Raw genomic sequence first — 24,642 nt, forward strand, 5'->3', positions numbered from 1 at the left:
CGGCGATGTGATCAGCCTACGTCTGGAACAATGCGGTGATAAGATGGCAAGAATCAGACTTATCGTTCTTGAATGGAAACGATCATGACCGTGTTGGGCGGTGCCCTGCAGGATCTCAATGACCTGTACTTTTTTGCAGCCGTGGTCGAACACGGCGGCTTTTCCGCCGCTGGACGTGCTCTGGGCGTGCCGAAATCCCGCCTGAGCAAAAGAGTGGCCCAGTTGGAGGAGCGGCTTGGGGTGCGCCTGCTGCAGCGGACCACGCGACGTTTCGTGGTCACCGAAGTCGGCGAGCGCTTCTACGCGCATTGCCGTGCGGTGCTGGAAGAGGCGCAGGCGGCGCAGGACGCGGTGGACGAGTTGCGTGCCGAGCCACGTGGCGTGGTGCGCCTGAGTTGTCCCGTTTCGCTGACGCAAACCGTGCTGGCCCATGTGCTGCCGGATTTTCTCGCGCTATATCCGAAGATGCAGGTGCGCGTGATGTCCAGCGATCGCCGCGTCGACGTGATCGGCGAGGGGTGCGATCTCGCTATCCGCGTGCGCACCAAACTGGATACCGACGCCAACCTGGTGATCCGCAGTTTTGGCCAGTCGCGCACCCTGCTGGTGGCCAGCCCGACCTTGCTCGATACGCTTGGGCGTCCCAGCAAACCTGACGAACTGGCAAAACTGCCGGGCCTCTCGATGCGTGAGCATGAAGGCGCCCAGCTGTGGGAGCTGGTTGGCGCCGCAGGACAGCAGGTCAACGTGGAAATGCAGGCACGCTTGATCTCCGGGGACTTTGCCGTATTGCTGGAGGCAGCTCGTCGCGGCATGGGGGTGACCCTGCTGCCGGATTTCGTCTGTGCGCCGGCGATCACGCGAGGCGACCTGGAAGTGGTGCTGCCGGATTGGAGCGTGCCCGAAGGCATCATGCATTTCGTTTACCCCAGCCGGCGCGGCATGTTGCCAGGAGTGCGGGCGCTGGTCGATTTTCTCGCCGAGCGGCTGCCGGAAGCGACCTTGCTGAAACATGAGCAATGCAAGACGCGCCCGCTGAACGATCTGCCTGGCAAACCCTGATGTGCACAAGCGATGTGTGCCGCAGGATGCGCGCGACATCGCTGATGCAGTACGCTGCGAACTTTATAGACATCCAGACGGCCGAACGATGATATCAACCAAACTCCCGAAAGTCGGTACGACCATCTTCAGCGTTATGAGCCAGCTGGCGCTGGAACATAAGGCGGTCAACCTTGGTCAGGGCTTTCCGGATTTTGAGCCGCCGCAGCCTCTGCGCGACGCGCTGACCCGGGCCATGAACGAAGGTCGCAACCAATACGCGCCCATGCATGGCATCGCCGCGCTGCGTGAACAGATCGCAGCGAAAACCGAGCGGCTGTACGGACGCAAGGTCGATGTCGACAGCGAAATCACCGTCACCTCGGGTGCCACCGAGGCATTGTTCTCGGCGATCGCCGCGGTCGTACGTGCCGGCGATGAAGTGATCGTGTTCGATCCGGCCTACGACAGTTACGAACCTGCGATCGAGCTTCAGGGTGCGCGGGCGGTGCATATCCCGTTGACCGTTCCGGCCTTTGGCGTCGATTGGCAACGCGTGCGTGATGCGCTCACATCGAAGACGCGGATGATCCTGATCAATAGCCCGCACAACCCTTCGGGTGCGGTGCTGTCGGCGGCCGATCTGGAAGAGCTGGCGGCGATTGTGCGCGACACCGATATCGTCGTGTTGTCCGATGAGGTTTACGAACATATCGTCTATGACGGCGCGCAGCACGAAAGCGTGTTGCGTCATCCGGAACTGGCCGAGCGCAGCATCGTGATTTCCTCGTTCGGCAAGACCTACCACTGCACCGGCTGGAAAGTGGGCTATGCGGTGGCGCCCAAAGCGCTGTCGGCCGAGTTCCGCAAGGTGCATCAGTACCTGACGTTCTGCACATTCCATCCGGCGCAGGTGGCCTTTGCTGAGTTTATGGCCAGCCATCCGGAACACTATCTGGAATTGCCGGCGTTCTATCAGGCCAAGCGCGATCGCTTCCGCGCGCTGCTCAAGCCATCGCGCTTTAAGTTGCTTGATGTGCTGGGTGGTTATTTCCAGCTGGTCGACTACTCGGCGATCCGCGATGAAGACGATCTCGCGTTCAGCCGCTGGCTGGTGCAGCACGGCGGAGTGGCCGCCATTCCGCTGACGCCGTTCTATGACAGCGCGCCGAATACACGTCTGTTGCGTCTGTGTTTTGCCAAGAGCGATGCGACGATGGATGCAGCAGCAGAGCGGCTAGGTCAGCTATGAGCGCATCTGGAGTGAATATGCAGACTTTGAAGGTCTCGCTGGTGCAGGGCGCCACGCGCTGGCATGACGCGCCGGCCAATCGTGAGTATTACGGGGCCCTGGTTCGGCAATCGATCGGCAGCGATCTGATCGTGCTGCCGGAAACGTTCCTGTCCGGCTTCAGCAACGATACCCGCGCCAGCGCCGAAAGCATGGACGGCGAAAGCGTGGCCTGGTTGCGCGCGCTGGCGGTCGAGGTCGGCGCGGTGATTTGCGGCAGCCTGGCGATCCGCGAAAACGACGTCGTCTACAACCGGTTGCTGTGGGTCACACCGGAAGGTAGCTATGCGCAATACGACAAGCGCCACCTGTTCCGCATGGCCGGCGAGCACACCCGCTACGGTGGCGGCAACGAGCGCTTGATTGTCGAGCTGAAGGGCTGGCGTATCCTGCCTCAGGTTTGTTATGACCTGCGCTTTCCGGTGTGGATACGCAATCGCCGGCTGGCCTCCGCCAACGGTGGCATGGACTACGATCTCGCCTTGTTCCCCTCAAACTGGCCAGCACCGCGTCGACAGCACTGGCGCACACTGCTGCGCGCACGGGCGATCGAGAACTTCAGCTATGTGATTGGCGTGAACCGGGTGGGCGTGGATGGCAACGACCTGCCGTATGCCGGCGACAGTTCAGTCATCGATCCGCTCGGCGAGACGTTGCTGGAACTGGGCAGCCAGGAACAGGTGGTGACGGTGACGCTTGATCCGGCGCCACTGCTCGCTCAGCGCGAACGTTTCCCGGCATGGATGGATGCGGATGCATTCACACTAGACCTGAGTTGAGCGAGCTGGGCGAGCATCTGTTACGCATCGCGCACTCTATTGCCAGCACTTCAAACTGAACTTTGACCGCAGTTTCTGCAAGCCTCCAAGTCCACCAAGGCGAGCTCCACTTTGCGCACCCTTCGCGCACGTTCCGTTCGCCCTGAGCGTAGCGCAGCGAAGTCGAAGGCACTCGAGGTACACCCTTCGACTTTGGCACTGCAGCTCCACGCCTGTACGCCTGGGCGAGCGGCTTTCCGCCGGATAGGCGCTACCAGCCGGATACGCGCTACCAGTACGAGCCTCAGAGTATCGCCAGCACCGCTTCCGGAGGCCGGCCGATGACCGCTTTGCCGTTGACGACCACGATGGGGCGCTCGATCAGTTTCGGATGCGCCACCATCGCTGCAATCAACGTTGCATCGTCCAATGCAGGATCGTCCAGCCCGAGTGATTGATACTCGGCCTCACCAGTGCGCAGCAGTTCGCGCGCCGTCATGCCGAGCTGGTTCAACAACACGTCCAGTTCGGCAGTGCTCGGGGGCGAATCGAGGTAGTTGATCACTTCGTATGTGCCGACGTGCTGCTCCAGCAACGCCAGCGTCGCGCGCGATTTGGAGCAGCGGGTATTGTGATAGATGCGCACCATCGCTCAACTGCCTCGAATGGTCATGTCGAGTCGTGGCTCAGCGATTGCCCGAACGATTGCCACCACCACCGCTACCACCGCGGCCTGGCGGACGTCCGCCGGCGGGGCCACCGTGACCTTGTGGTCTGGCACCACCACCTCCGTGCGATCGATTGCCGCCCTGGCCCTGCGGGCGACCGGCACCTTGCGGACGATTGCCACCCTGGCCTTGCGGACGTGCACCACCCTGGGCGAATGGGCGCGCGTTGCCGTGTGCCTGGTTGCTGTAGGAAGTGTTGCCAGGCGGTGCATTGCCGTGCGCCTGGTTGCCATGCGCTTGATTGCCATGTGACTGATTACCGTGCGCCTGATTGCCTTGGCCTTGCGGACGACCACCATGTGCAGGTCGGCCACCGGGCGCGCGATTGCCGCCGCCGGTGCCACGTGATTCGCCGCCAAAGCCACTGTAGGGGCTGCCAGCACCGCGGCCTTCGCCACCAGTACGCGCACCAAACGGCTTGCCACCGGCACCTGCTGGGCGACGATTGCCCGGCGCTGCGGCGCCTGCGGCATTGCCACGCGGTGCACCGGTATGGCGACCACCGCCTTCGCGGGTTTCGCCGGCAAACCAGGTACGTACCGACGGCAGTTCCTGACCCGGCGCCACGCGCCGACCCTTGCCGCCACCACGGTTGGGGCCGCCGGCACCGCGCTCGGGGCGCACGAGATTGCCGTTCACTTCCTTGCCATCGCGACGGGGCGGCTTGCGACCGCGCACCGGCTCTTCGCGGATGCGGTCGTAGGCGCGCAGTTCGCGGGCTTCGTCCTGACCACCGGTCCAGGCTTTGCTGCTGCCGCTTTCGGGGCGATATTCGGTGACGCTGCGATTGGCGCGGCGCTGATGCAGCACCGGGCTCAGCGTCAGCACCGGCTGCGGTACGCCGAGGCCGGTGGTCTGGCGCAGCTGCTTGACGGTTTCCGCGTCGAGTGGCTCGCAGTCGCCGCGACGCAGATTGCGCGGCAGTTCGATCTTGCCGTAGCGGATGCGCTTGAGGCGGCTGACCAGGAAACCCTGCGAATCCCACAGGCGGCGAACTTCGCGGTTGCGGCCTTCGCGGATCACGACGCGGAACCAGCTGTGGCTACCGCCGCGGCTGATCACAGCGATTTCGTCGAAGCGTGCGGGACCGTCTTCCAGTTCCACGCCGGCCTTGAGCTTCTCGATGATCTCGTCGGGCACTTCGCCGTGCACGCGGCACAGGTATTCGCGCTCGAGACCGCTCTTCGGATGCATCAGCGCATTGGCCAGCTCACCATCGGTGGTCAGCAGCAGCAGGCCGGTGGTGTTGATGTCCAGCCGGCCCACGGCGACCCAGCGCGCGCCCTTCAGGCGAGGCAGCTGTTCGAACACGGTGGGGCGACCTTCGGGGTCGTCGCGGGTGGTCAGCACGCCCTCGGGCTTGTGATAAACCAGCACTTCGGTGTCGTCGCGGCTGTCGGTGGCGACGACGAACTGCTTGCCGTCGATCACGACCCGGTCGCCAGCGTGCACGCTGTTGCCGATTTCGGCCGGATTGCCGTTCAGTTCGACTTCGCCGGACTGGATGCGCACTTCAAGCATGCGGCGCGAACCGAGGCCGGCGTTCGCCAGCACCTTGTGCAGGCGCTCTTCCAGCGCGGGCGCGTCGGTCTCGGTGCGCGTTTCGCGCTTCAGGGATAAAACGGATTTTTGCGGCGCAGTCATGCGCGGTACTCCTCAGTATCTTGCTCGGCAGTGTCGGGTTCGACATCCGCGGCGGGGTTCGCTGCCTCGTCGGCAGTGGTAGTCGGGATCTCGGCGGATGAGCTCGTTTCGGGGCTGGATTCGTCGGTCTCGGATGAAGTGGCCGTCGCAGGGGCGTCGGCCGTAATCTGGGTGGTGTCGTCAGTAGCAATATCAATTTCGGCAGTATCCGCGTCGACAACATCGACGTCGTCTGCCGGAGTTTCTTCGTCCGGATCGATCGGCAGATCGCGCGCAATGCGGACGGTCAGCGGTTCCTGCTCGAAGCGCAGCTGCGGATCTTCCATGTCGCGGATTTCCGACAGCGGCGGCAACTGATCCAGCGATTTCAGATTGAAGTAGTCGAGAAAGGCGCGAGTCGTGCCAAACAAGGCCGGCTTGCCGGGCACATCGCGGTAACCGACCACGCGGATCCATTCGCGCTCCTCCATCGTCTTGATGATGTTGGAGGACACCACCACGCCGCGGATCTGTTCGATTTCGGGGCGGGTGATCGGCTGGCGGTAGGCGATCAGCGCCAGCGTTTCCAGCAGCGCACGCGAATAGCGGCTGGGCTTTTCGGTCCACATCCGCGAGATCCACGGATGTACTTCCTGGCGTACCTGATAGCGGAAACCGGAGGCGACCTGCTTCAGTTCGACGCCGCGGCCTTCGCAATCTTCGGTCAGCGCTTCCAGCACCTTGGCGATCTGCTCCTGGCCGACGTCGTCGGCTTCGTTGAACAGGTCACCCAGCTGATGAATCGTCATCGGCTGGCTGGAGGCCAGCAAGGCGGCCTCGATAATCGGTTTGAGTTGCTCGATCTGCATAAGCCTTAGGTCGGATGCCGATTCAATGGGTGCAGCTTCATTCGTTGGACGATTCGATCAGTGCCGGCTCGCCCGGTTGCGTGTCGTCATTTGGGTCAACCGATTCCTCGGGATGGCTTGCCTTTGCCTTCACGTAGATCGGTCCCAGCGGTGTTTCCTGGAGAATTTCCACCAGCATTTCCTTGCCCAGTTCCAGCATCGCCAGGAACGTCACCACGATGCCAAGGCGCCCCTCGGTGATGTCGAACAGGCTCTCGAAACGATGGAAGCTGTTGTCGTCGAGCCGGCTCAGCAATTCACCCATACGCTGGCGCACGCTGAGCGCCTCGCGCTTGATCGCGTGGTGCCCGAACAATTCGGCCCGATGCATCACATCTTTCAGCGCCAGCAACAGTTCCTGCAGCTCCAGCGGCGGCGGCAACTTGATCACGTTGCGTTCGCCCACCTCGGCATGCACCACCACGGTGTCGCGTTCCAGCCGGGGCAGGGCCTCAATGTCTTCCGCCGCGCGCTTGAACCGCTCGTATTCCTGCAAACGCCGTACCAGTTCGGCGCGGGGGTCGTCCTCCAGGCCTTCCTCGGTCGGCGGCCGCGGCAGCAGCAACCGCGATTTGATCTCGGCCAGGATCGCGGCCATCAGCAGGTATTCGGCGGCCAGCTCAAGCCGCATCAAGTCCCGCATCAGCTCGATGTAAGTCATGTACTGCCGGGTGATCTCGGCGACCGGGATATCCAGGATGTCGAGGTTCTGGCGGCGTATCAGATACAGCAGCAGATCCAGCGGCCCCTCGAACGCCTCGAGAATGACCTCGAGCGCATCCGGCGGGATGTACAAATCCTGCGGCATTTGCAGCATCGGCTGGCCACGTACCATGGCTAGCGGCATTTCCTGCTGTTGCGGTACCGACGCAAACGCGTCCTGCGTTACCGCGATCGGCTGAGACTCGATTGGCTCAGTGCTCATCAATACATGTCGTTGGGCCGCCTTCAGCGGCTGGCAGTGCGTTCATCACAATCGGATTCATTCCACCGTCGGCCCGACCCGCGGAATGTCCGTGCTCGAAACGTAGCGGTGAGGCGGCGTTCCCAAGGTACAGCCCTGTCTTTCACATCTTCAACCGAGGCGCATCGGGCGCCATCGCCGAAACGGGCATGATGAAGCCACTCGTTGGTGGTTCGATCAGGCGGGCCGCGAGCGACCATGCCACGCCAGCTCCGGGTTGTCAGCCACGGCAAAGGCGCAAGTCAAAGGTGAAAGGCGACGCCTTTGACTGTTCATTGGGTCGGTTTGAGAGCATCGGGTGGACGCCATGGGGCTGTCGGGTTGACCGACAAACGTATTTCCTTGGAGCCACGCGTGGACGAAGAGTAGCGACTGCGCGGCGACAAGTCTAGCAGTTGAGCCGCTGATCGTTGGATGTCCGTCCGAATGCGTCGCCACTAGGTGGCGATATGTGACCTAAAGTGTCTGTCCAGGGTACGACGACATCACGCATCGTGGTGGCGTGCATGGTCGTGGGGTGAGCCCACGTTGCGTCCAGCCGCAGCCAGTCAAATATTCCCTCGGCATGGGCAGGGTTGAATGGGTCAGGCGGATTTGCGGCAGCTTGCTGTGCACTGTGGTGGAAACGCATGCTTACGGGGAGGTGGCTGGTCCAGACCGGGTCGCGAGGGAACGAATCCGCCCGGGCAAGATGCTCCGTTCGCACACGGCGACATGATGAAATCCGAGCATTGGCGCCGCCATTCGAACGCTGGCATCGGTATTGCTTGGGGAGGGTAGGGCACGCATGGTTGCGATCGCGTTTGCGGCTATCTTGAAGCGTTCTGGCGACTTCACTAGAGCTCTGGATGACCAGGATTGATGAAGAGAGAAGTGCTGGTGCGTCGGTTAAGTGACGTGTCGGAATGACTCAGGATGATTGGGTTGGCGTCTTGCCAGTGGCGCAAGCGTAAATGGACGGTACGACGATGACGATCGAAAAAAACGGAATGGGCGGTGGGGAACCGGAGCAGCTGCGTCCGGCGCGCATGCAAATCGAAACGACGGTACTGATGAGCCGCCGCGGCGAGTCGCACCCGACCGAACTGGTCGATATCTCCGCCACCGGCGCGCTGTTGCGGCGCCCGCTGGGCTGGTCTGGCGAAGTCGGACAGAGTTGGGTGCTCGACATGATTTTCGGACACAACCTGCATATTCATCTTGAGGCAGCGGTCGTGCGTATTTCCGACCATTACATCGGTTTTTCGTACAGCCGCATTCCGGAGGACAAGCAGGTCCCTCTGTGGAACCTGCTGGGCGGCTATGCCGACATCCTCGAGAACTGGAAAGACCGCTGATTGCGGCGACCCATGCTGCCTGTGCCGCAGGTGGCATGATGATTCACACCGGATGGAATCAGAAAGATCCGGTCTGAACCGTTGAGCGGCTCAACGCGAGCCGCCCGGACACCCAGGACCATCGCTCAAGCCGGTGTCTTTTTCTCGTCGCGCAACTCGCGACGCAGGATCTTGCCCACATTGCTCTTGGGCAACGCATCGCGAAACTCGATCAGCTTGGGCCGCTTGTAGCCAGTCAGATTCTCGCGGGTGAATTGCCTGAGCGCTTCTTCGGTCAGATTCGGATCCTTGCGCACCACGAACAGCTTCACCACCTCGCCGGAATGTTCGTCGGGAACGCCAATGGCCGCCACCTCGAGCACGCCAGGGTGCTGCATGACGATGTCCTCGACTTCATTGGGATACACGTTGAAACCGGACACCAGGATCATGTCTTTCTTGCGGTCGACGATATAGACCAGCCCCATCTCGTCGATACGACCGATATCGCCGGTGCGCAGCCAACCGTCACTGCTCAGCACCTTGCTGGTCTCAACCGGCTGATTCCAGTAGCCCTTCATGACTTGAGGGCCGTGGATGCAAATCTCGCCGACTTCGCCGAGCGCCAGCTGCTTACCGTCATCGTCTTGAATACTGATGTCCGTCGAAGGAATCGGCAGGCCGATCGAACCACTGAAGCGGGCACCGTCCACCAGCGGATTGATGGTGGCCACCGGCGAGCTTTCGGTCATGCCGTAGCCCTCGATAAGGACGCAACCGGTAACCTTTTGCCATTTGTCTGCGACCGCGCGCTGCACCGCCATCCCGCCACCAAAGCTCATGCGCAGGCGCGAGAAGTCCACCTTGTCGAAGCCCGGCGTGTGCAGCAGACCATTGAACAGGGTATTCACGCCGGTGATTGCGGTGAACTTGATGCTGGCCAGTTCCTTGACGAAGGCCGGCATGTCGCGTGGGTTGGTGATCAGGATGCTTCGCCCGCCGAAGCGCAGGAAGATGAGGCAGTTACAAGTCAGCGCAAAGATGTGATACAGCGGCAACGCGGTGATGATGATCTCTTCGCCAGGGTGGATCTTCGAAGCGAACCATGCTCCCGCCTGCAGCATGTTGGCGACCATGTTGCCGTGGGTCAGCATGGCGCCCTTCGCTACGCCGGTGGTGCCTCCGGTGTACTGCAAGAACGCGACGTCATCGTGAGTCAGTGCTACCGGCGTCAGCGGATGCGCCGCGCCGCGCGTCAGCGCATCGCTAAAGCGCACGGCCTGCGGCAGATGAAACGCAGGCACCATTTTTTTGACGTGCTTCAGCACGAAGTTGATCAGCACGCCCTTGGCACCCAACAGGTCGCCGATTCCGGTAGTGATGATGTGCTGCACGTGGGTTTCGGCAACGACCTGCTGCAGCGTCGCGGCAAAGTTGTCCAGCACCACGATCGCCTTGGCGCCGGAATCCTCCAGTTGATGCTTGAGTTCGCGCGCGGTGTACATCGGGTTGGTGTTGACGACCACCAGCCCGGCTCGCAGCGCGCCGAACAGCGCGATGGGATACTGCAACACGTTGGGCATCATGATCGCGATGCGGTCACCCTTGCCAAGCTTGAGCTCGCCAGTGAGATAGCCGGCAAACTGGCGACTCAATGTATCGATCTGGCCATAATCGAGCGTCTTGCCGAAGTTGGTGAAGGCTGGGCGGTCACGAAAACGCGTAAAGGCCTCTTCCATGACGGCGGCCACTGAAGCGTATGTGTCGAGGTCGATCTGTGCGGGGACTCCCGTCGGATAGTTGGCCAGCCACGGACGTTCATTGCTCATGCTTGGGGGTCCCTGTTCTTGTCGATGACTTCGGGTCGATGATGGCTTCAAAGTGAGTGCTCGATCATGATCCACGCGCGTGGATCATTGGAGCATACGCCTGCGTACAGCAGCAAGCCGCACTGCATCGAGTATCGAGTATCGAATATGTTCCGTTTGAGAAAAGCCGCCCGCCTGTTGATTGTCCTCGCCTAGTGCGCCATAGCACTGCCGGGCTGTCGACGTACGCCGGACGAGGTGCAGGTGCGTCAGGGGATTGCCTCAATCGCCATTGCTGCCGAAGCGAACGTAGCGAGCGACGTTGTCGCGCCACTCAGCGACGATTTCGTTGGCAACGATGTCGACGGCAACGCCGGCGAACTGGACCACCGCGCATTGGCCAATATGGTCAGGTTGATCGCGCTGCGTGGCGAGCATATCGGCGTGGCGATCGGGCCGATCGCGATCGAGCATCGTGGCGAACGGATGGTGGCGACGTTTACGGTCACGCTGAGCAGCGGCAGTCATCTGTTTCCCGACCAGCTTGGCGTCTATCAAATAGAGTCGGCGTGGCGCAATGAGGACGGCAAGTGGCGCTGCTACACGGCGAGCTGGAAGCATTCTGTCTAGTCGACAAAAAAAACGCCCCGGAAATCCGAGGCGTTTTTGTTTTGCACATAGCGTGGCCGAGACTCAGGCCGCTTTCTTGCCGGCCAGCTGACGCAGCACGTACTGTAGGATGCCGCCGTGGCGGAAGAACTCGCGCTCTTTCGGAGTCAGCAGCATCACCTGCACGGTGAACTGTTTCTTGCTGCCGTCGGCGGCCGTGGCGGTGACCGTGGCCTCCTTCGATTTGCCGTCGTCCAGACCGGTGATGTCGAACGTTTCCTTGCCGGTCAGACCCAGCGACTGGGCGTTCTCGCCGTTCTTGAACGTGCATGGCAGCACGCCCATGCCGACCAGATTGGAGCGATGGATGCGCTCGAAGCTCTCGGCGATGACTGCCTTCACGCCCAGCAGCAGGGTGCCCTTGGCCGCCCAGTCACGCGAAGAACCGGTGCCGTATTCCTTGCCGGCGAACACCACCAGCGGCGTCTTCGCTGCCTTGTACTTCACCGCAGCGTCATAGATCGCCAGCTGCTCGCCGCTCGGCACGTGCAGCGTGAAGCCGCCTTCGACACCGTTGAGCATCAGGTTCTTGATGCGAATGTTGGCGAATGTGCCGCGCACCATCACATCGTCATTGCCGCGACGCGAACCGTAGGAGTTGAAGTCCTTCGGCTCGACGCCCTTGCTGATCAGGAAGCGGCCCGCCGGGCTGTCCTTCTTGATCGAACCGGCCGGCGAGATGTGGTCGGTGGTGATCGAGTCACCAAACAGGCCGAGCACGCTCGCGCCGTGAATGTCCTCGATCGTGCCGGCTTCCTTGCTCATGCCATCGAAGTACGGCGGGTTCTTGATGTAGGTGGAATCGTCCCACTTGAACAAGGCACCATCCGGCGAGGCGATCTGGTTCCAGCGGCTGTCGCCCTTGAACACGTCGGCGTAGTTCTTCTCGAACATGGCCGGATTGATCGCACCGGCAATCGCGTCGGAAATTTCCTGATTGGACGGCCAGATGTCCTTCAGGTACACCGGCTTGCCGTCGCTGCCGGTGCCGAGCGCATCCTTGGTAAGGTCGATATCGAGCGTGCCGGCCAGCGCGTAGGCAACGACCAGCGGCGGCGAGGCCAGGTAGTTCATCTTCACTTCCGGATGCACGCGGCCTTCGAAGTTGCGATTGCCCGACAACACCGAGGCCACCGCCAGATCACCCTCGCCAATGGCGTGGCTGATTTCCGCCGGCAGCGGACCGGAGTTGCCGATGCAGGTGGTGCAGCCATAGCCGACGATGTAGAAGCCGATCTTCTCTAGCTCCTCCAGCAGGCCGGTCTTCTTGAGGTAATCGCTGACCACCAGCGAGCCCGGCCCGATCGAGGTCTTCACCCACGGCTTGGCCTTCAGGCCGCGCGCAGCGGCTTTCTTCGCAACCAGGCCGGCGCCCAGCATCACCGCCGGGTTGGACGTGTTGGTGCATGAGGTGATTGCGGCGATCACGACCGAGCCATCGCCGACGCTGAAGCTCTCACCGTCCTTTTCGACCCGCACGCCATTATTGGTGATTGCGTTGGCCGGGTTGCCGATCGCCGTGGCTCCGCCCTCGCTGGCGAAGTCGTCGGAAGCTTTGCTCTTGGGTTTGCGGTTCGCGGTGAGCGAACCGACAACGTCGTGGAAACTCTGCTGCACGGCTTCCAGCAGCACGCGATCCTGCGGGCGCTTGGGGCCAGCCATCGACGGGCGCACTTCGGCCAGGTCCAGCTCAAGCGTGGTGGTGAAGGTCGGCTCGATGCTGTTCTCGTCGTGCCACATGCCCTGTGCCTTCGCGTATGCCTCGACCAGCTTGATCTGCGCTGCACTGCGGCCGGACAACTGCATGTAGTTCAGCGCTTCCTGATCGACCGGGAAGATGCCGCAGGTTGCACCGTATTCCGGCGCCATGTTCGCAATGGTCGCGCGGTCGGCCAGCGGCAAGTGCTTGAGACCGTTACCGAAGAATTCGACGAACTTACCCACCACGCCGAGCTTGCGCAGCATCTGGGTGACAGTAAGCACCAGGTCGGTGGCAGTGACGCCTTCGGGCAGCTTGCCCTTGAGCTTGAAGCCGACCACCTGCGGGATCAGCATGGAGGAGGGCTGGCCCAGCATCGCGGCCTCGGCTTCGATTCCGCCGACGCCCCAGCCGAGCACGCCCAGGCCGTTGATCATGGTGGTGTGCGAATCGGTGCCGAACACGGTATCCGGATACGCCCAGCTCTCGCCGTCGATCTCGCCGGTGAACACGACGCGCGCCAGATGCTCCAGGTTCACCTGATGCACGATGCCCGTGCGCGGCGGGACTACTTTGAAGTTGTTGAATGCCTTCTGGCCCCAGCGCAGGAACGAGTAGCGCTCCTGGTTACGCTCGAACTCGATCGCGACATTCTGCTCCAGCGCGCTTTCCGAACCGTAGACGTCGACCTGCACCGAGTGGTCGATGACCAATTCTGCCGGGGCCAGCGGATTGATCTGGGTGGCATCGCCGCCGAGCTTCACCACCGCATCGCGCATCGCCGCCAAGTCGACCACGCAGGGCACGCCGGTGAAGTCCTGCAGCACGACGCGTGCCGGCATGAACGCAATTTCGACAGCCGGTTCGGCCTTGGCGTCCCACTGGGCGATCGCCTCGATTTCCTTCGAGGTCACATCCACGCCGTCTTCGTGACGCAGCAGGTTTTCCAGCAGGATTTTCAGCGAGTACGGCAGCCGCTTCAGGTCAAAGCGCTCGCCAAGCTTGGTCAGGCTGGCGAAGACATGGCGCTGGCCATTGACCTCAAGGGTGTCGCGTACGGAAAAGGTATCTTTCATGGGAGTGCTCCTGGCTGAATCCTGCGGCTGGGATAACTGAACAATGGCGATGGCCAATGCGCGATGGGGTGTTCGCTGGCTCGGCAAAAGCGCAATTATCGCGCAAACGCCGGATGGCCGCGAACCGATCCGCCCATCCCGCTACCGATGCGCTGGTGGTGATGCAGACCGCCCGCGAATGACACGCGGGACGCCTGCATGGTGCGGCGGGTAAACTGCGCCAACGCTAGTGACCTCGCCGCACAGGATGAGCCCGATGACCACCGCACACAAACGCCTTTGATGACATGCAGCGTTCGATGATTTCGATGACTCTCGCCGCTGTCTCGTTGCGCGATCTCGGGCTGGTGCAAGCCGTGCATCGCCATGGCAGTTTCAACAGTGCGGCGCGTGCCATGCACATCAGCCCGTCCGGCCTGTCGCATCAGGTGCAGAAAGTGGAGCAGGCGCTGGGTGCGCCGTTGTTCGAACGCGGTGGTCGCCGCATCGTGCCGACCGCTGGTGGTCAGCAGTTGCTGCAGCAGATCGATGCCGTGCTCGCTGCCGCCGAGCATCTGCAGCAAGTCGCTCGTGCCGGCGCCGTGGCGTTTGGTGGCGAATTGCGACTTGGCGTGCCGGCATCGCTGGGACCGTATTTGTTGCCGCATCTGATCACGCCGTTTCCCCAGCATTTCCCAGGTGCGCGATTGGGTATTTCCGAAGGCAAACCACGCGGCCTGTTGCGTCGGTTGCACGAGGGCGAACTCGACGCGGTGCTGGCACCACCGGTGCCGGGTGTCAGTGGCATTGCCATGCGGCCATTGTTCTTCGAGCCGTGGGAACTGATGTTGCGTGCCGATCATCCGCTGGCGGGCCAGAGCAGCATTGCGCTGGATCAGCTTGACCCGGTCGAGGCGACGCTGATGGCCGAGAGCCACGCGGAAGGTCTTGATTGCGACGGTAGCGAGCATGGCCATGTGCAGGATGTCAGCCTGGAGAGCCTTGCCGCGCTGGTCAGTCTTCGCGGCGGCTACTCGCTCGTGCCCGCGCTGGCGCACGAGCGGCTGGCCTCGATGCCGAACATCGTGCTGGCCAAGCTGAAGGGGCAGGCGACGGGCCGTGAAATCGAGCTGTATTGGCGCGAAGCCTCACCCTGGCATACCGATTTGCAGGCATTCGCCGAGCTGCTGCGCAAGCTGGCGCGGCAACGGCCGGGGCTGCGGGTGACTGGCGAGAAGGCGATCTCCCCTAGGTCGGCAAGCAAGAAGTAGCGTGAAGCCAACTGCTTTGCTCCTCCCCCTGCTTGTAGGCGGAGGTTGGGAGGGGGTGCTTTTGATCTTGGGCGAAGAGAGACCCCACCCCACCCCCCTGCAAGCAGGGGAGGGAGCAGGACAAAGCAGAAGGCCGCCTTGCGGCGGCCTTCTGCTTAATCACATGACTCTACAAATCAACCGCGCGAGGAGCGCTTGCGGTCACTCTCGGTCAGGTGACGCTTGCGCAGGCGGATTTCCTTCGGGGTGACTTCGACCAGCTCGTCGTCCTCGATGAATTCCAGCGCCTGTTCGAGCGAGTACTTGGTGGCTGGCGTCAGCTGGATCGCGTCGTCCTTGCCCGAGGCGCGCATGTTGGTCAGCGGCTTGGGCTTGATCGCGTTGACGGTGAGGTCATTGTCCTTGGCGTGAATGCCGACGAGCTGACCCTCGTACACCTGGTCGCCTTCGGCGGCGAACAGCTTGCCGCGCTCCTGCAACGGTCCGAGCGAGTACGCAGGCGTAGCGCCGGCGGCGTTCGCGATCATCACGCCGTTCTGGCGCTTGGCGATCGCGCCATCGGCCTTGGGGCCGTAATGATCGAACACGTGGAACAGCAGGCCCGAACCCTGGGTCAGGGTGCGGAACTCAGTCTGGAAGCCGATCAGGCCACGCGCCGGAATTTCATAGTCCAGACGCACGCGACCGCGGCCGTCGGATTCCATGTTCTTCAGCTGGCCCTTGCGCATGCCCAGGCGCTCCATCACGCCGCCCTGATGCACTTCCTCGACGTCCACCACCAGCTGCTCGATCGGCTCCATCAGCTTGCCGTCGATTTCCTTGATGATGACTTCCGGGCGCGACACGGCCAGCTCATAACCTTCGCGGCGCATGTTTTCGATCAGCACCGACAGATGCAGCTCGCCACGGCCGGAGACCAGGAACTTGTCCGGGTCGGAACCTTCTTCAACCTTCAGCGCCACGTTGTGCAGCGTCTCGCGCTCGAGGCGCTCACGGATCTGGCGGCTGGTGATGAACTTGCCACCGCTGCGGTCCTTGTTGCCGGCGAACGGTGAATTGTTGACCTGGAACGTCATGCTGATGGTCGGCTCGTCGACGGTCAGCGCTTCGAGCGCTTCCGGCGTGTCGAGCTGGCAAACCGTGTCGGAGATGCTCAGGCCTTCCACACCGGAGATGGCGACGATATCGCCCGCTTCGGCTTCAGGCACTTCGCGGCGCTCAAGGCCCATGAAGCCCAGCACCTGCAGCACCTTGCCGGTGCGCTTCTTGCCGTGGCGATCGACCACCGACACCTGCTGATTGGTCTTGACCTTGCCGCGCTGGATGCGGCCAATGCCGATCAGGCCAACATAGCTGTTGTAGTCGAGCTGGCTGATGCGCATCTGGAACGGGCCGTCCGGGTCCACGTCCGGCGCCTTCACGTGCTGCATGATCGCTTCGTACAGCGGGGTCATGTCGCCTTCGCGCGCATTGCTGTCGAGGCTGGCGTAGCCGTGCAGGGCGGACGCGTAGACCACCGGGAAATCGAGCTGCTCGTCGGTCGCGCCAAGGCGATCGAACAGGTCGAACGTCTGGTCCAGCACCCAGTCAGGGCGCGCGCCGGGGCGATCGATCTTGTTGATCACGACGATCGGCTTGAAGCCCATGTCGAATGCTTTCTGCGTCACGAAGCGCGTCTGCGGCATCGGGCCGTCCATCGCGTCGACCAGGATCAGCACGGAGTCGACCATCGACAACACGCGCTCCACCTCGCCGCCGAAATCGGCATGGCCCGGGGTGTCGACGATGTTGATGCGGTTGCCGTTCCACTCGATGGCCGTGTTCTTGGCCAGGATGGTGATGCCGCGTTCCTTTTCCTGGTCATTGGAGTCCATCACGCGCTCGGCCAGCACGGTACGTTCGGAGAACGTGCCGGACTGCTTGAGCAGGCAATCGACGAGAGTGGTCTTGCCGTGATCGACGTGGGCGACGATGGCGATGTTGCGCAATTTTTCGATAGACATGTGATCGACTCGGGCGGCTCGGTGGCCGTCGCGCAGGATTCTTGAAGGGTGAATCGACCAATTATACGGACTTATGTGACAACTTGCCCGTCATTTCGATTTCCGTTCATGGACCGCCTTGCCGGCAGCCCCTTCCCGCACCACCAGTGCGCTTTCGCCGAGCCGATGACGCATCGCGGGGAGGCCATCGCAGTTACCCCGTCCAGGGTCCATGTGTGGCGGGCCGGGGCAGGGGTCATCGGGCGGAAGCTATCGCTGCAACCCACGCGGCGCTTTCAAGCCTCCTTTTTCCACGCAATCAAGGTCAGGAATTCCTCCTGCTCAGCGCGCGTGGCTGTGTACTTCAATCTCATCCGCAGCAACAACGGAAGTTTGGCGGGCTCGCGGCCATTGGGGGATTTACCCAGTTGCATGCGCAGGCTGCTCAGGTACACGAATTTTCTCACGGCGGTCCGACGCTTGATCTTGGGATTTTCAAATCCCCCGGCTTTAAGCAGCCCGACCAGGCCCTGAAGGCTGAAAAGTACGAGGTGCCGCGGCGTTTCCAGGCCGCGCCAGTTCTTTCCCCAGAACTGCGCTCCCCTGCTTTCGATATTTGGCGTGTCGACATAGATGACGCCGCCCGCTTTCAACAGGCGATGGATCGCCTGAACCACAAGTCTGGGGTCATGCACATGCTCCAGAACGTGGCTTAGCGTGATCGCGTCGTAGCAGCCCGATCGACCTGTCAGCGATTCGACCGAGCCCACACTGACATTGAGGCCGCGTTGCGTCGCGACAGCGACGGCCTTGGGGTCGGGGTCGATACCCACGACATCCCAGCCCGCTTCGCGCGCGCTCACCAGGAAGTCGCCGTTGCCACAGCCGATGTCCAGCAGTGTTTGACCCGCGCGGGGTTTTGGCAGATAGCGGAACTCGACATCCAGCCGTTGCCGTTGTCTCGGCAAGAGCCTTGCTAGCCAGCTACCCGAGGGGCTTGCCGGTTCGCGCCGGGTGCCATAGCGCTGATTCACATATCCGTTAGACAACCTGAGCTTCAGTCGATGCAGCGGGCCGGAGTTGCCCGAACCCGTCCGTGTTTCACCGGCCGCATGGGTGTAATAAGTGCCATAGGCTTTACCGATGCTCGCTTGATCCGGCCTGGGATCGAGGTAGGCGTTTTTGCATTGCGTGCAGCGATAGAGAGTCCAGTGACCGGGTGCGACGAAGAACACGTTGTCCACCAGATTTTCGTGCAGCATCTGGCGCGCAGCACCGCCGCAGACGGGACACACGGGTACGTGCTCCAGTTCATCTGCGGGCCACGATATGTGCCACGGGAGGTTGCTCTCTGACACGGCGTTGTTGTTGGCTTCCGACATGCTTGCTTCTGCGGTTCCGGTTCATGGGGTTCAGCAGGACAGTAGCGAGCCAGGACGCGGCCGTCGAGGTAGGGGCGTCTGGCGGGTGTTCGCAAGATGCCTTGTCGGCCCCTTTATTGGTGTCGATGGCATCAAACTAGCCACGGTCGGTTGAGTCTGCCGGCATTGATCATGGCCTATGCCGGCCGTCTCTTATTCAAGGACCACGCGATGAGTGATGTCGATTACAGCGAAGTGCGTATCACCGAGCATCGTGGCCGCGATGACCTGTTGAGCGCAGGTCTGTGGCTGCAGGGACTGGCCGGGGCACCGTCGTCATTTGCCGACCCGCTGCAACCGACCGCAGACGAACTACGTCGACGCGCGATCCAGACCAGCTGGAAAGGCATCGCCGATCTGGGGCCGCTGGGTGGTTACGGCACTGTCTATGGTGGCGTACCCGACGTGCCGGGTCGCGAATATCAGGCGTTCGCACGCATTCCGGGTGCACGCTCGCCGCATCGCGTGCTGCTGCAGGTACCCGATCATTTCGACCAGACCCGCCGCTGCCTGGTGGTGACTGCCTCGTCCGGTTCGCGCGGCGTCTACGGTGCGATCGCGCTGGCCGGTGCCTGGGGTCTGCCGCGTGGTTGCGCGGTGGCGTATACCGACAAGGGCACCGGCGCCGGTTACTTCGACTACGCCGACGACAGCGGCGTGGCGCTGGACGGCCGTCGTGCCAGGCGTGGTACCGCAGAGCTTGAGTTCGCGCCAGCGTCAGCACCGGCCAGCGCCGGTATCGCGGTCAAGCAGATGAACTCAGGAGACAACCCGGAGGCTGACTGGGGTCGGCATGTGATCCAGGCGGCCCGGTTTGGTCTGGCCATGCTTGATCGCGCGTTTCCGGCCGAAGCTCCGTTCACGTCGCAGAACACGAAGATCATCGCCACTGGCCTATCCAATGGCGGTGGCGCGGTGCTGCGGGCGGCCGGACTCGATGATGATCACCTGTTCGCCGGCGTGGTTGCGCTGGAGCCGAACGTGCACGTGCCAGAACAAGGCCGCACGTTGTTCGACTACGCCACCGAGGCGGCGATCTGGTTGCCATGCGCACTGAGCGACGAGCGCTTCGCCAACACGCCATTCGCGCGCGGACCGAACGGCCTGCCACCGCCGGCATGGCCTCTGCGCTGCGCCAGTCTTCGTGCCCAAGGCAAGCTGTCGGGCAATAGCGTGGCCGAACAGGCCGGACAGGCCTGGCAGTATCTGCACACGCGGGGCTGGACCGACGAGGCGATGAGCACGGCAGCCAGCACCACAGCATTCGACCTGTGGCGGGTGCTTGCCGCAGGTTACGCTTCGTCCTATCTGCGTCGCAGTGCGACAGATATGCCAGGCGGCTTTCACTACGCGGCGCTTGGCGCCGATGGTCAGCCGGGCGTGGCCGACCCCGCTGCCAAGGCGGCCTGGTGGGCCGATGGCGCGGGCATTCCGCCGGGCAATGGCGTTGGGCTGTTCGGCGGTATCAACGTTTCGAAGGATCCCACCCTGATCGGCAGCGAATGTCTGCGCGCGCTGTGGACGGGTGATGATCATGAATCACAGGCCTTGCACGCCTCCATTGACGCTACGGTGGCCCGGCTGCCGCGCCGCGACCTGCCGGTTTGGGTGGTGCACGGGGCCAGCGATGGGCTGCTGCCGACGGCGTTCAGTTCCGAGCCCTATGTGGCATGGCTATGCGCCGAGGGGCGGCGCCCGATCTATTGGAAGGTGCCGTACGCGCAGCATTTCGACGCGTTCCTGTCGCTGCCCGGTTTTGGCGAACGCTACGTACCGTTGCTGCCGTATGGCTATGCAGCGCTGGATCGGCTGTGGTCACATCTATATGAAGGGGCCGCGTGGCCAGCTGAGGTACCGACGCCGACAGCACAGCCACGCGGTGCTGGCGCCCTCGATCTCGGCAAGCTGGGCTTGCCATAGCGTGCCGCGGGGGCCTGTGGGGGCGACTTCAGTCGCGATGCTCTTGCTCGGATGTCAAAAGCATCGCGACTGAAGTCGCTGCCACAATTTCCCGAGCGGTCTGTCTCGCCTGCAGTCGCTGGGTTATTCTTGGTGGCCCCATGCCCGTGCCATCGCGCGGTGCAGATTTTGAACCCAAGGATTCCCCATGACCATCAATGTCACCTTCACCACCAACCGCGGCCCGATCCATCTGCGTCTGCATGAAGACAAGGCGCCGGTCACGGTCGCAAACTTCGTCAATCTGGCCAAGCGCGGCTATTACGACGGGCTGTCGTTTCATCGCGTGATTGCGGATTTCATGGTGCAGGGCGGTTGCCCCGAAGGCAGCGGTCGCGGCGGCCCGGGTTACAAGTTCGAGGACGAATTCAATCCGTCGCTGCGCCACGACAAGCCGGGCGTGTTGTCGATGGCCAACGCCGGTCCGCGTACCAACGGCAGCCAGTTCTTCATCACGCATGGCCCCACGCCGTGGCTGGATGGCAAGCACAGCGTGTTCGGTGAAGTGGTCGACGCGGCCGACATGAACGTGGTCAACACGATCGAGCAGGGTGACGTGATCGAGAAAGTCACCGTGGAAGGCGATGTGGACGCGCTACTGGCTGCGCAGTCCGATCGTGTGAAGGAATGGAACGCGGTGCTCGATCAGCGCGGCTGATCTTTCCGCGGGTCGCGTTGCCGGTTAAAGGCCGCCGTTGTCACAACGGCGGCTTTTTCTTGTTCACAAATTTGTCACCACGACCCGGTAGCTGCCGCCCTAGAATCGTAAGGTTCCACTGACCTTCCACTCTACAAGGAGTATGGCGATGTCATTTCTCGATAATCTGCTTGGCGACAGTCAGGGTAATGCGGTCAGTGGCAGCTCGCTGATTTCAGTGGCAGGCCAGTTGATTGAGCGTGCCGGTGGCGTGCAGGGCTTGACCAGCATGCTGCAACAGCATGGTCTGGGTGACGCGGTGCAGTCGTGGGTCGGCACCGGTGCGAATCAGGCGGTATCCAGCAATCAGCTCGGCCAGGCGTTGCAGAATGGCGGGTTGGGCTCGGTGGTGCAGGAAGCCGCCGGCAAGCTCGGCGTGGATCCGAACCAGTTGCTCGCGCAGCTCTCGCAGGTGCTGCCGCACGCGGTCGATCACCTGACGCCGGATGGGCAGGTGCCGGCGCAGGGGCAGGCCGGTGGTTTTGATCTGGGTTCGCTGGCTGGGCTGGCCGGCAAGTTGTTCGGCAACGCAGCCTGAACTGCTGCTCGGCGAGTTGAGAGCGTCGATGGAGCGCAAGGCTCCACCGACGAGGCAATCACTAAGAATTTTTTGGCTTGAACAGCAGGTGGCAGATCGCCAGCAGCACGATCGCGCCGCCGATCGAGGCCAGGAAGTGAATGAATCCGGTGGCGGGCCACAGACCCAGCTGCTCCCCCACGTAGGTGGCCAGCATCGAGCCGAGGATGCCGATGATGATCGTGACGATGCAACCCATGGGATCGCTGCCGCCACGGATCAGCTTGGCAATGATGCCGACGATCAGACCGATGATGATTACCCATAGCCAATGCATATACGGTGTCCTTCTGTAGATGTGATGGTGAGTGAGTTCCCCTGGACATGATGGGCCGGTATCCCTGCGGGCCCGCGCCCTCGCCGCAACAAGTGTGAGTCGCGGCTGGCGCCCGCATCATGCAACCAGCGCAGTCGGAATGCACCATGACGCCCATCCCGGTCGAGTGACGATGCCAGGCGCCTTCGCAAACTTTTGCGGTTGGATCGAGACATCCGATAACCGCATGCTAAAATTCGCGGGTTTGCTGCCTTTATCCCCACTGCAGAGAGAACCATGCCCCAGCTTGCCCAGCGTGTCGGCCGCGCCAAACCCAGCGCGATCATGGTGATTGCGGAAAAGGCCAAGCAACTCAAGGCCAGTGGCCGCGACATCATCAGCTTCTCGATCGGTGTTCCGAATTTCCTGCCTGGCGAGCACGTATACGCCGCGGCGCGCGAGGCATTGCTGCACGACTCCGGCCAGTACGGCAGCAACCGCGGTGCCGAACCGTTGCTGGATGCGTTCCTCAAGCACATCGAAGCGCTGGGCTTCACTGGCTATGGCCGCAAGAATCTCTCCATCGGTATCGGTGCCAAGCAGGTGCTGTACAACCTGGCCGAAGCCCTGTTGAACGAAGGCGACGAGATCTGCTTCGCGGCGCCGTACTGGACCACCTACCGCGACATTGCCGACATCGTGGGCGCGAAGGCGAACGTGATGCCCTGCGGTTCCGACCAGAACTACAAGCTCACCCCGGCTCAGCTCGATGCGGCGCTGGCGCGCAAGCCCAAGGTGTTCCTGTTCAATAATCCGTCCAACCCGACCGGCATGGTTTATACGGGCGATGAAATCGCCGCGCTGGCCGACGTGCTCCTGAAGCATCCGGACACCTGGATCGTCACCGACGACATCTACAACTCGATGGTGTTTGACGGTATCGGTTACCACAACTTCGCGATCGCCCGGCCCGAACTGCGCGAGCGGCTGATCTTCGTCGATTCGGTGTCCAAGACGTATGGCATGCCGGGCTGGCGTGTCGGTCTGATTGCCGGCCCCGAGTCGGTGGCCACGGCGGTTACCACGCTCAACTCCAATCACATCACCAGCGTGCCTGAGGTGATTACGGCCGCGGCGGTGGCCGCGTTCGCCGGCCCGCAGGATATCCCGCAAGCGAAATGCAGGGAGTTCGCCGGCAAGCGCGATCTCGTCGTGGCAGCATTGGCTGCGATCCCCGGTGTGATCTGCCCGCGACCACAAGGCGCGTTCTATGCGTTCCCGGATATCTCGGTGGCGTTCGGCAAAAGCCATGGCGGCGTGAAGATCAACAACGATGTCGATTTCTGCGCGGCGTTGCTGGAAGCCAAGGGTGTCGCCTGCGTGCCGGGTTCGGCATTCGGCGAGCCGCGAGCCATGCGCATTTCCTATACCTGTCCGACCGCGCAGCTGGCGCCGGGACTTGCACGCATCACCGAGTTTTTTGCCGAGCTGAGCTGATCGATTCGTTTAGGTTCGCACCGTGAGGGTGCGGACCATGCCTTATTCCCCGAAGGAGTTGCCAAGATGAAAGCCCCCGTTCGAGTTGCCGTTACCGGTGCCGCTGGTCAGATCGGTTATGCACTGCTGTTCCGCATTGCCGCGGGTGACATGCTGGGTCCTGACCAGCCGGTGATCCTGCATCTGCTGGAGATCACCCCGGCGCTGCCGTCGCTGCAGGGCGTGGTGATGGAACTGAACGACTGCGCGTTCCCGACGCTGGCCGGCGTGGTCGCCACCGATGACCTCAATGTCGCCTTCAAGGATGTCGATTACGCACTGCTGGTCGGCGCGCGTCCGCGCGGCCCGGGCATGGAGCGCAAGGATCTGCTGGAAGCGAACGGCGCGATCTTCGGCCCGCAGGGCAAGGCGCTGAACGCGCACGCGAAGCGCGACGTGAAGGTGCTGGTGGTCGGCAATCCGGCCAACACCAACGCACTGATCGCACAGCAGAACGCGCAGGATCTTGATCCGAAGTGCTTCACCGCGATGGTGCGCCTGGACCACAACCGCGCCTTGAGCCAGCTGGCTGAAAAAACCGGATCGCATACCACCGACATCAAGAAGATGACGATCTGGGGCAATCACAGCTCGACCCAGTATCCGGACATCCACCACGCCACCGTCAACGGCAAGGCAGCGATCTCGCTGATCGACCAGAGCTGGTACGAGAGCGACTTCATCCCGACCGTGCAGCAGCGTGGCGCGGCGATCATCAAGGCGCGCGGTGCTTCTTCGGCAGCTTCCGCAGCGTCGGCCGCCATCGACCACATGCACTTCTGGGCGTACGGCACCGCCGAGGGCGACTGGGTCTCGATGGGCATTCCGTCGGATGGCTCGTACGGCATCGCTCCTGGCGTGATCTACGGCTACCCGGTGACGGTGAAGAACGGCAAATACGAGATCGTGCAGGGCCTGGCGGTCAACGATTTCTCGCGCGCCCGCATGGACGCCACCGACAAGGAACTGCGTGAAGAGCGCTCTGGCGTCGAACATCTGTTCGCGCAGAAATAAGATGTGCTCCCTCCCCTGCGTGCAGGGGAGGGTTGGGGAGGGGTGCTTTTGATCGTATCGCAAGCTCGG

20 protein-coding genes are annotated in these 24,642 nt (G+C 62.4%); 11 read left to right on the top strand and 9 right to left on the bottom strand.

All coding sequences use genetic code 11. The features are described 5' to 3' along the window. Window positions 1-84 precede the first annotated feature (84 nt). From HDE77_RS05975 to HDE77_RS05985, 3 genes are all read left to right on the top strand, one after another. Complete coding sequence (locus HDE77_RS05975) at window positions 85-1,062, top strand: LysR substrate-binding domain-containing protein (protein ID WP_184416240.1); 978 nt, start codon at window positions 85-87, stop codon at window positions 1,060-1,062. Window positions 1,063-1,150: 88 nt separating this feature from the next. Beyond that, window positions 1,151-2,293: a pyridoxal phosphate-dependent aminotransferase gene (locus HDE77_RS05980; RefSeq protein WP_184416241.1), complete on the top strand. Its 1,143-nt coding sequence runs from the start codon at window positions 1,151-1,153 to the stop codon at window positions 2,291-2,293. A 17-nt stretch (window positions 2,294-2,310) separates the two neighbouring features. Further along, window positions 2,311-3,111, top strand: a complete 801-nt coding sequence (locus HDE77_RS05985) for an amidohydrolase (protein ID WP_184416242.1) — start codon at window positions 2,311-2,313, stop codon at window positions 3,109-3,111. Between the two features lie 283 nt (window positions 3,112-3,394). Here HDE77_RS05985 and arsC read toward each other — a convergent pair whose 3' ends face one another. Genes arsC through HDE77_RS06005 form a run of 4 tightly spaced genes read right to left on the bottom strand, consistent with a single transcriptional unit; the run spans window position 3,395 to window position 7,274 of the window. Beyond that, a complete protein-coding gene (arsC, locus tag HDE77_RS05990) occupies window positions 3,395-3,739 on the bottom strand; it encodes an arsenate reductase (glutaredoxin) (protein WP_184416243.1) in 345 nt (114 codons plus the stop codon). A 37-nt stretch (window positions 3,740-3,776) separates the two neighbouring features. Then, the gene (locus tag HDE77_RS05995) at window positions 3,777-5,462 is read right to left on the bottom strand and encodes a pseudouridine synthase (protein ID WP_184416244.1); all 1,686 of its coding nucleotides are present in this window, start codon (window positions 5,460-5,462) and stop codon (window positions 3,777-3,779) included. Beyond that, window positions 5,459-6,310 carry an SMC-Scp complex subunit ScpB gene (gene scpB, locus HDE77_RS06000; RefSeq protein WP_184416245.1) on the bottom strand — a complete coding sequence of 284 codons (852 nt, stop codon included), beginning with the start codon at window positions 6,308-6,310 and terminating at the stop codon, window positions 5,459-5,461. Before scpB ends, HDE77_RS05995 begins: the two co-directional genes overlap by 4 nt. Window positions 6,311-6,347: 37 nt before the next feature. Next, complete coding sequence (locus HDE77_RS06005; RefSeq protein ID WP_184416246.1) at window positions 6,348-7,274, bottom strand: ScpA family protein; 927 nt, start codon at window positions 7,272-7,274, stop codon at window positions 6,348-6,350. Window positions 7,275-8,281: 1,007 nt separating this feature from the next. Here HDE77_RS06005 and HDE77_RS06010 point away from each other — a divergent pair. Then, window positions 8,282-8,650: a PilZ domain-containing protein gene (locus HDE77_RS06010; RefSeq protein WP_184416247.1), complete on the top strand. Its 369-nt coding sequence runs from the start codon at window positions 8,282-8,284 to the stop codon at window positions 8,648-8,650. A 125-nt stretch (window positions 8,651-8,775) separates the two neighbouring features. Here the strand turns inward: HDE77_RS06010 and HDE77_RS06015 are convergent, their stop codons facing one another. Further along, the gene (locus HDE77_RS06015; RefSeq protein ID WP_184416248.1) at window positions 8,776-10,458 is read right to left on the bottom strand and encodes a long-chain-fatty-acid--CoA ligase; all 1,683 of its coding nucleotides are present in this window, start codon (window positions 10,456-10,458) and stop codon (window positions 8,776-8,778) included. A gap of 243 nt (window positions 10,459-10,701) precedes the next feature. Here HDE77_RS06015 and HDE77_RS06020 point away from each other — a divergent pair, with 243 nt between their 5' ends. Further along, window positions 10,702-11,067, top strand: a complete 366-nt coding sequence (locus HDE77_RS06020) for a hypothetical protein (RefSeq protein WP_343206062.1) — start codon at window positions 10,702-10,704, stop codon at window positions 11,065-11,067. Between the two features lie 63 nt (window positions 11,068-11,130). Here the strand turns inward: HDE77_RS06020 and acnA are convergent, their stop codons facing one another. After that, window positions 11,131-13,881, bottom strand: a complete 2,751-nt coding sequence (acnA, locus tag HDE77_RS06025; RefSeq protein ID WP_184416249.1) for an aconitate hydratase AcnA — start codon at window positions 13,879-13,881, stop codon at window positions 11,131-11,133. A 287-nt stretch (window positions 13,882-14,168) separates the two neighbouring features. Here acnA and HDE77_RS06030 point away from each other — a divergent pair, with 287 nt between their 5' ends. Next, on the top strand, window positions 14,169-15,131 hold the full coding sequence (locus HDE77_RS06030) for a LysR family transcriptional regulator (RefSeq protein ID WP_184416250.1): 963 nt from the start codon (window positions 14,169-14,171) through the stop codon (window positions 15,129-15,131). 176 nt (window positions 15,132-15,307) lie between these two features. Here the strand turns inward: HDE77_RS06030 and typA are convergent, their stop codons facing one another. Together typA and HDE77_RS06040 are read right to left on the bottom strand one after the other, a co-directional pair. Continuing rightward, on the bottom strand, window positions 15,308-17,134 hold the full coding sequence (typA, locus tag HDE77_RS06035) for a translational GTPase TypA (protein WP_184416251.1): 1,827 nt from the start codon (window positions 17,132-17,134) through the stop codon (window positions 15,308-15,310). 275 nt (window positions 17,135-17,409) lie between these two features. Continuing rightward, window positions 17,410-18,495: a class I SAM-dependent methyltransferase gene (locus tag HDE77_RS06040; RefSeq protein ID WP_184416252.1), complete on the bottom strand. Its 1,086-nt coding sequence runs from the start codon at window positions 18,493-18,495 to the stop codon at window positions 17,410-17,412. A gap of 210 nt (window positions 18,496-18,705) precedes the next feature. Here HDE77_RS06040 and HDE77_RS06045 point away from each other — a divergent pair, with 210 nt between their 5' ends. From HDE77_RS06045 to HDE77_RS06055, 3 genes are all read left to right on the top strand, one after another. Beyond that, the gene (locus HDE77_RS06045; RefSeq protein ID WP_184416253.1) at window positions 18,706-20,454 is read left to right on the top strand and encodes a 3-hydroxybutyrate oligomer hydrolase family protein; all 1,749 of its coding nucleotides are present in this window, start codon (window positions 18,706-18,708) and stop codon (window positions 20,452-20,454) included. A 187-nt stretch (window positions 20,455-20,641) separates the two neighbouring features. Continuing rightward, window positions 20,642-21,151 carry a peptidylprolyl isomerase gene (locus tag HDE77_RS06050; protein WP_184416254.1) on the top strand — a complete coding sequence of 170 codons (510 nt, stop codon included), beginning with the start codon at window positions 20,642-20,644 and terminating at the stop codon, window positions 21,149-21,151. A gap of 148 nt (window positions 21,152-21,299) precedes the next feature. Further along, entirely contained in the window at window positions 21,300-21,728 is a 429-nt protein-coding gene (locus tag HDE77_RS06055; protein ID WP_184416255.1) for a YidB family protein, read from the top strand. Window positions 21,729-21,789: 61 nt separating this feature from the next. Here HDE77_RS06055 and HDE77_RS06060 read toward each other — a convergent pair whose 3' ends face one another. Then, complete coding sequence (locus tag HDE77_RS06060; protein WP_184416256.1) at window positions 21,790-22,044, bottom strand: GlsB/YeaQ/YmgE family stress response membrane protein; 255 nt, start codon at window positions 22,042-22,044, stop codon at window positions 21,790-21,792. 276 nt (window positions 22,045-22,320) lie between these two features. Here HDE77_RS06060 and HDE77_RS06065 point away from each other — a divergent pair, with 276 nt between their 5' ends. Both HDE77_RS06065 and HDE77_RS06070 read left to right on the top strand, forming a co-directional pair. Then, window positions 22,321-23,520 carry an aminotransferase class I/II-fold pyridoxal phosphate-dependent enzyme gene (locus HDE77_RS06065; RefSeq protein ID WP_184416257.1) on the top strand — a complete coding sequence of 400 codons (1,200 nt, stop codon included), beginning with the start codon at window positions 22,321-22,323 and terminating at the stop codon, window positions 23,518-23,520. Between the two features lie 66 nt (window positions 23,521-23,586). Then, window positions 23,587-24,573, top strand: coding sequence for a malate dehydrogenase (locus HDE77_RS06070; protein ID WP_184416258.1), 987 nt, complete (start codon window positions 23,587-23,589; stop codon window positions 24,571-24,573). Window positions 24,574-24,642: the final 69 nt, after the last annotated feature.

Source organism: Rhodanobacter sp. MP7CTX1 (assembly GCF_014205795.1).
Lineage (GTDB): Bacteria > Pseudomonadota > Gammaproteobacteria > Xanthomonadales > Rhodanobacteraceae > Rhodanobacter.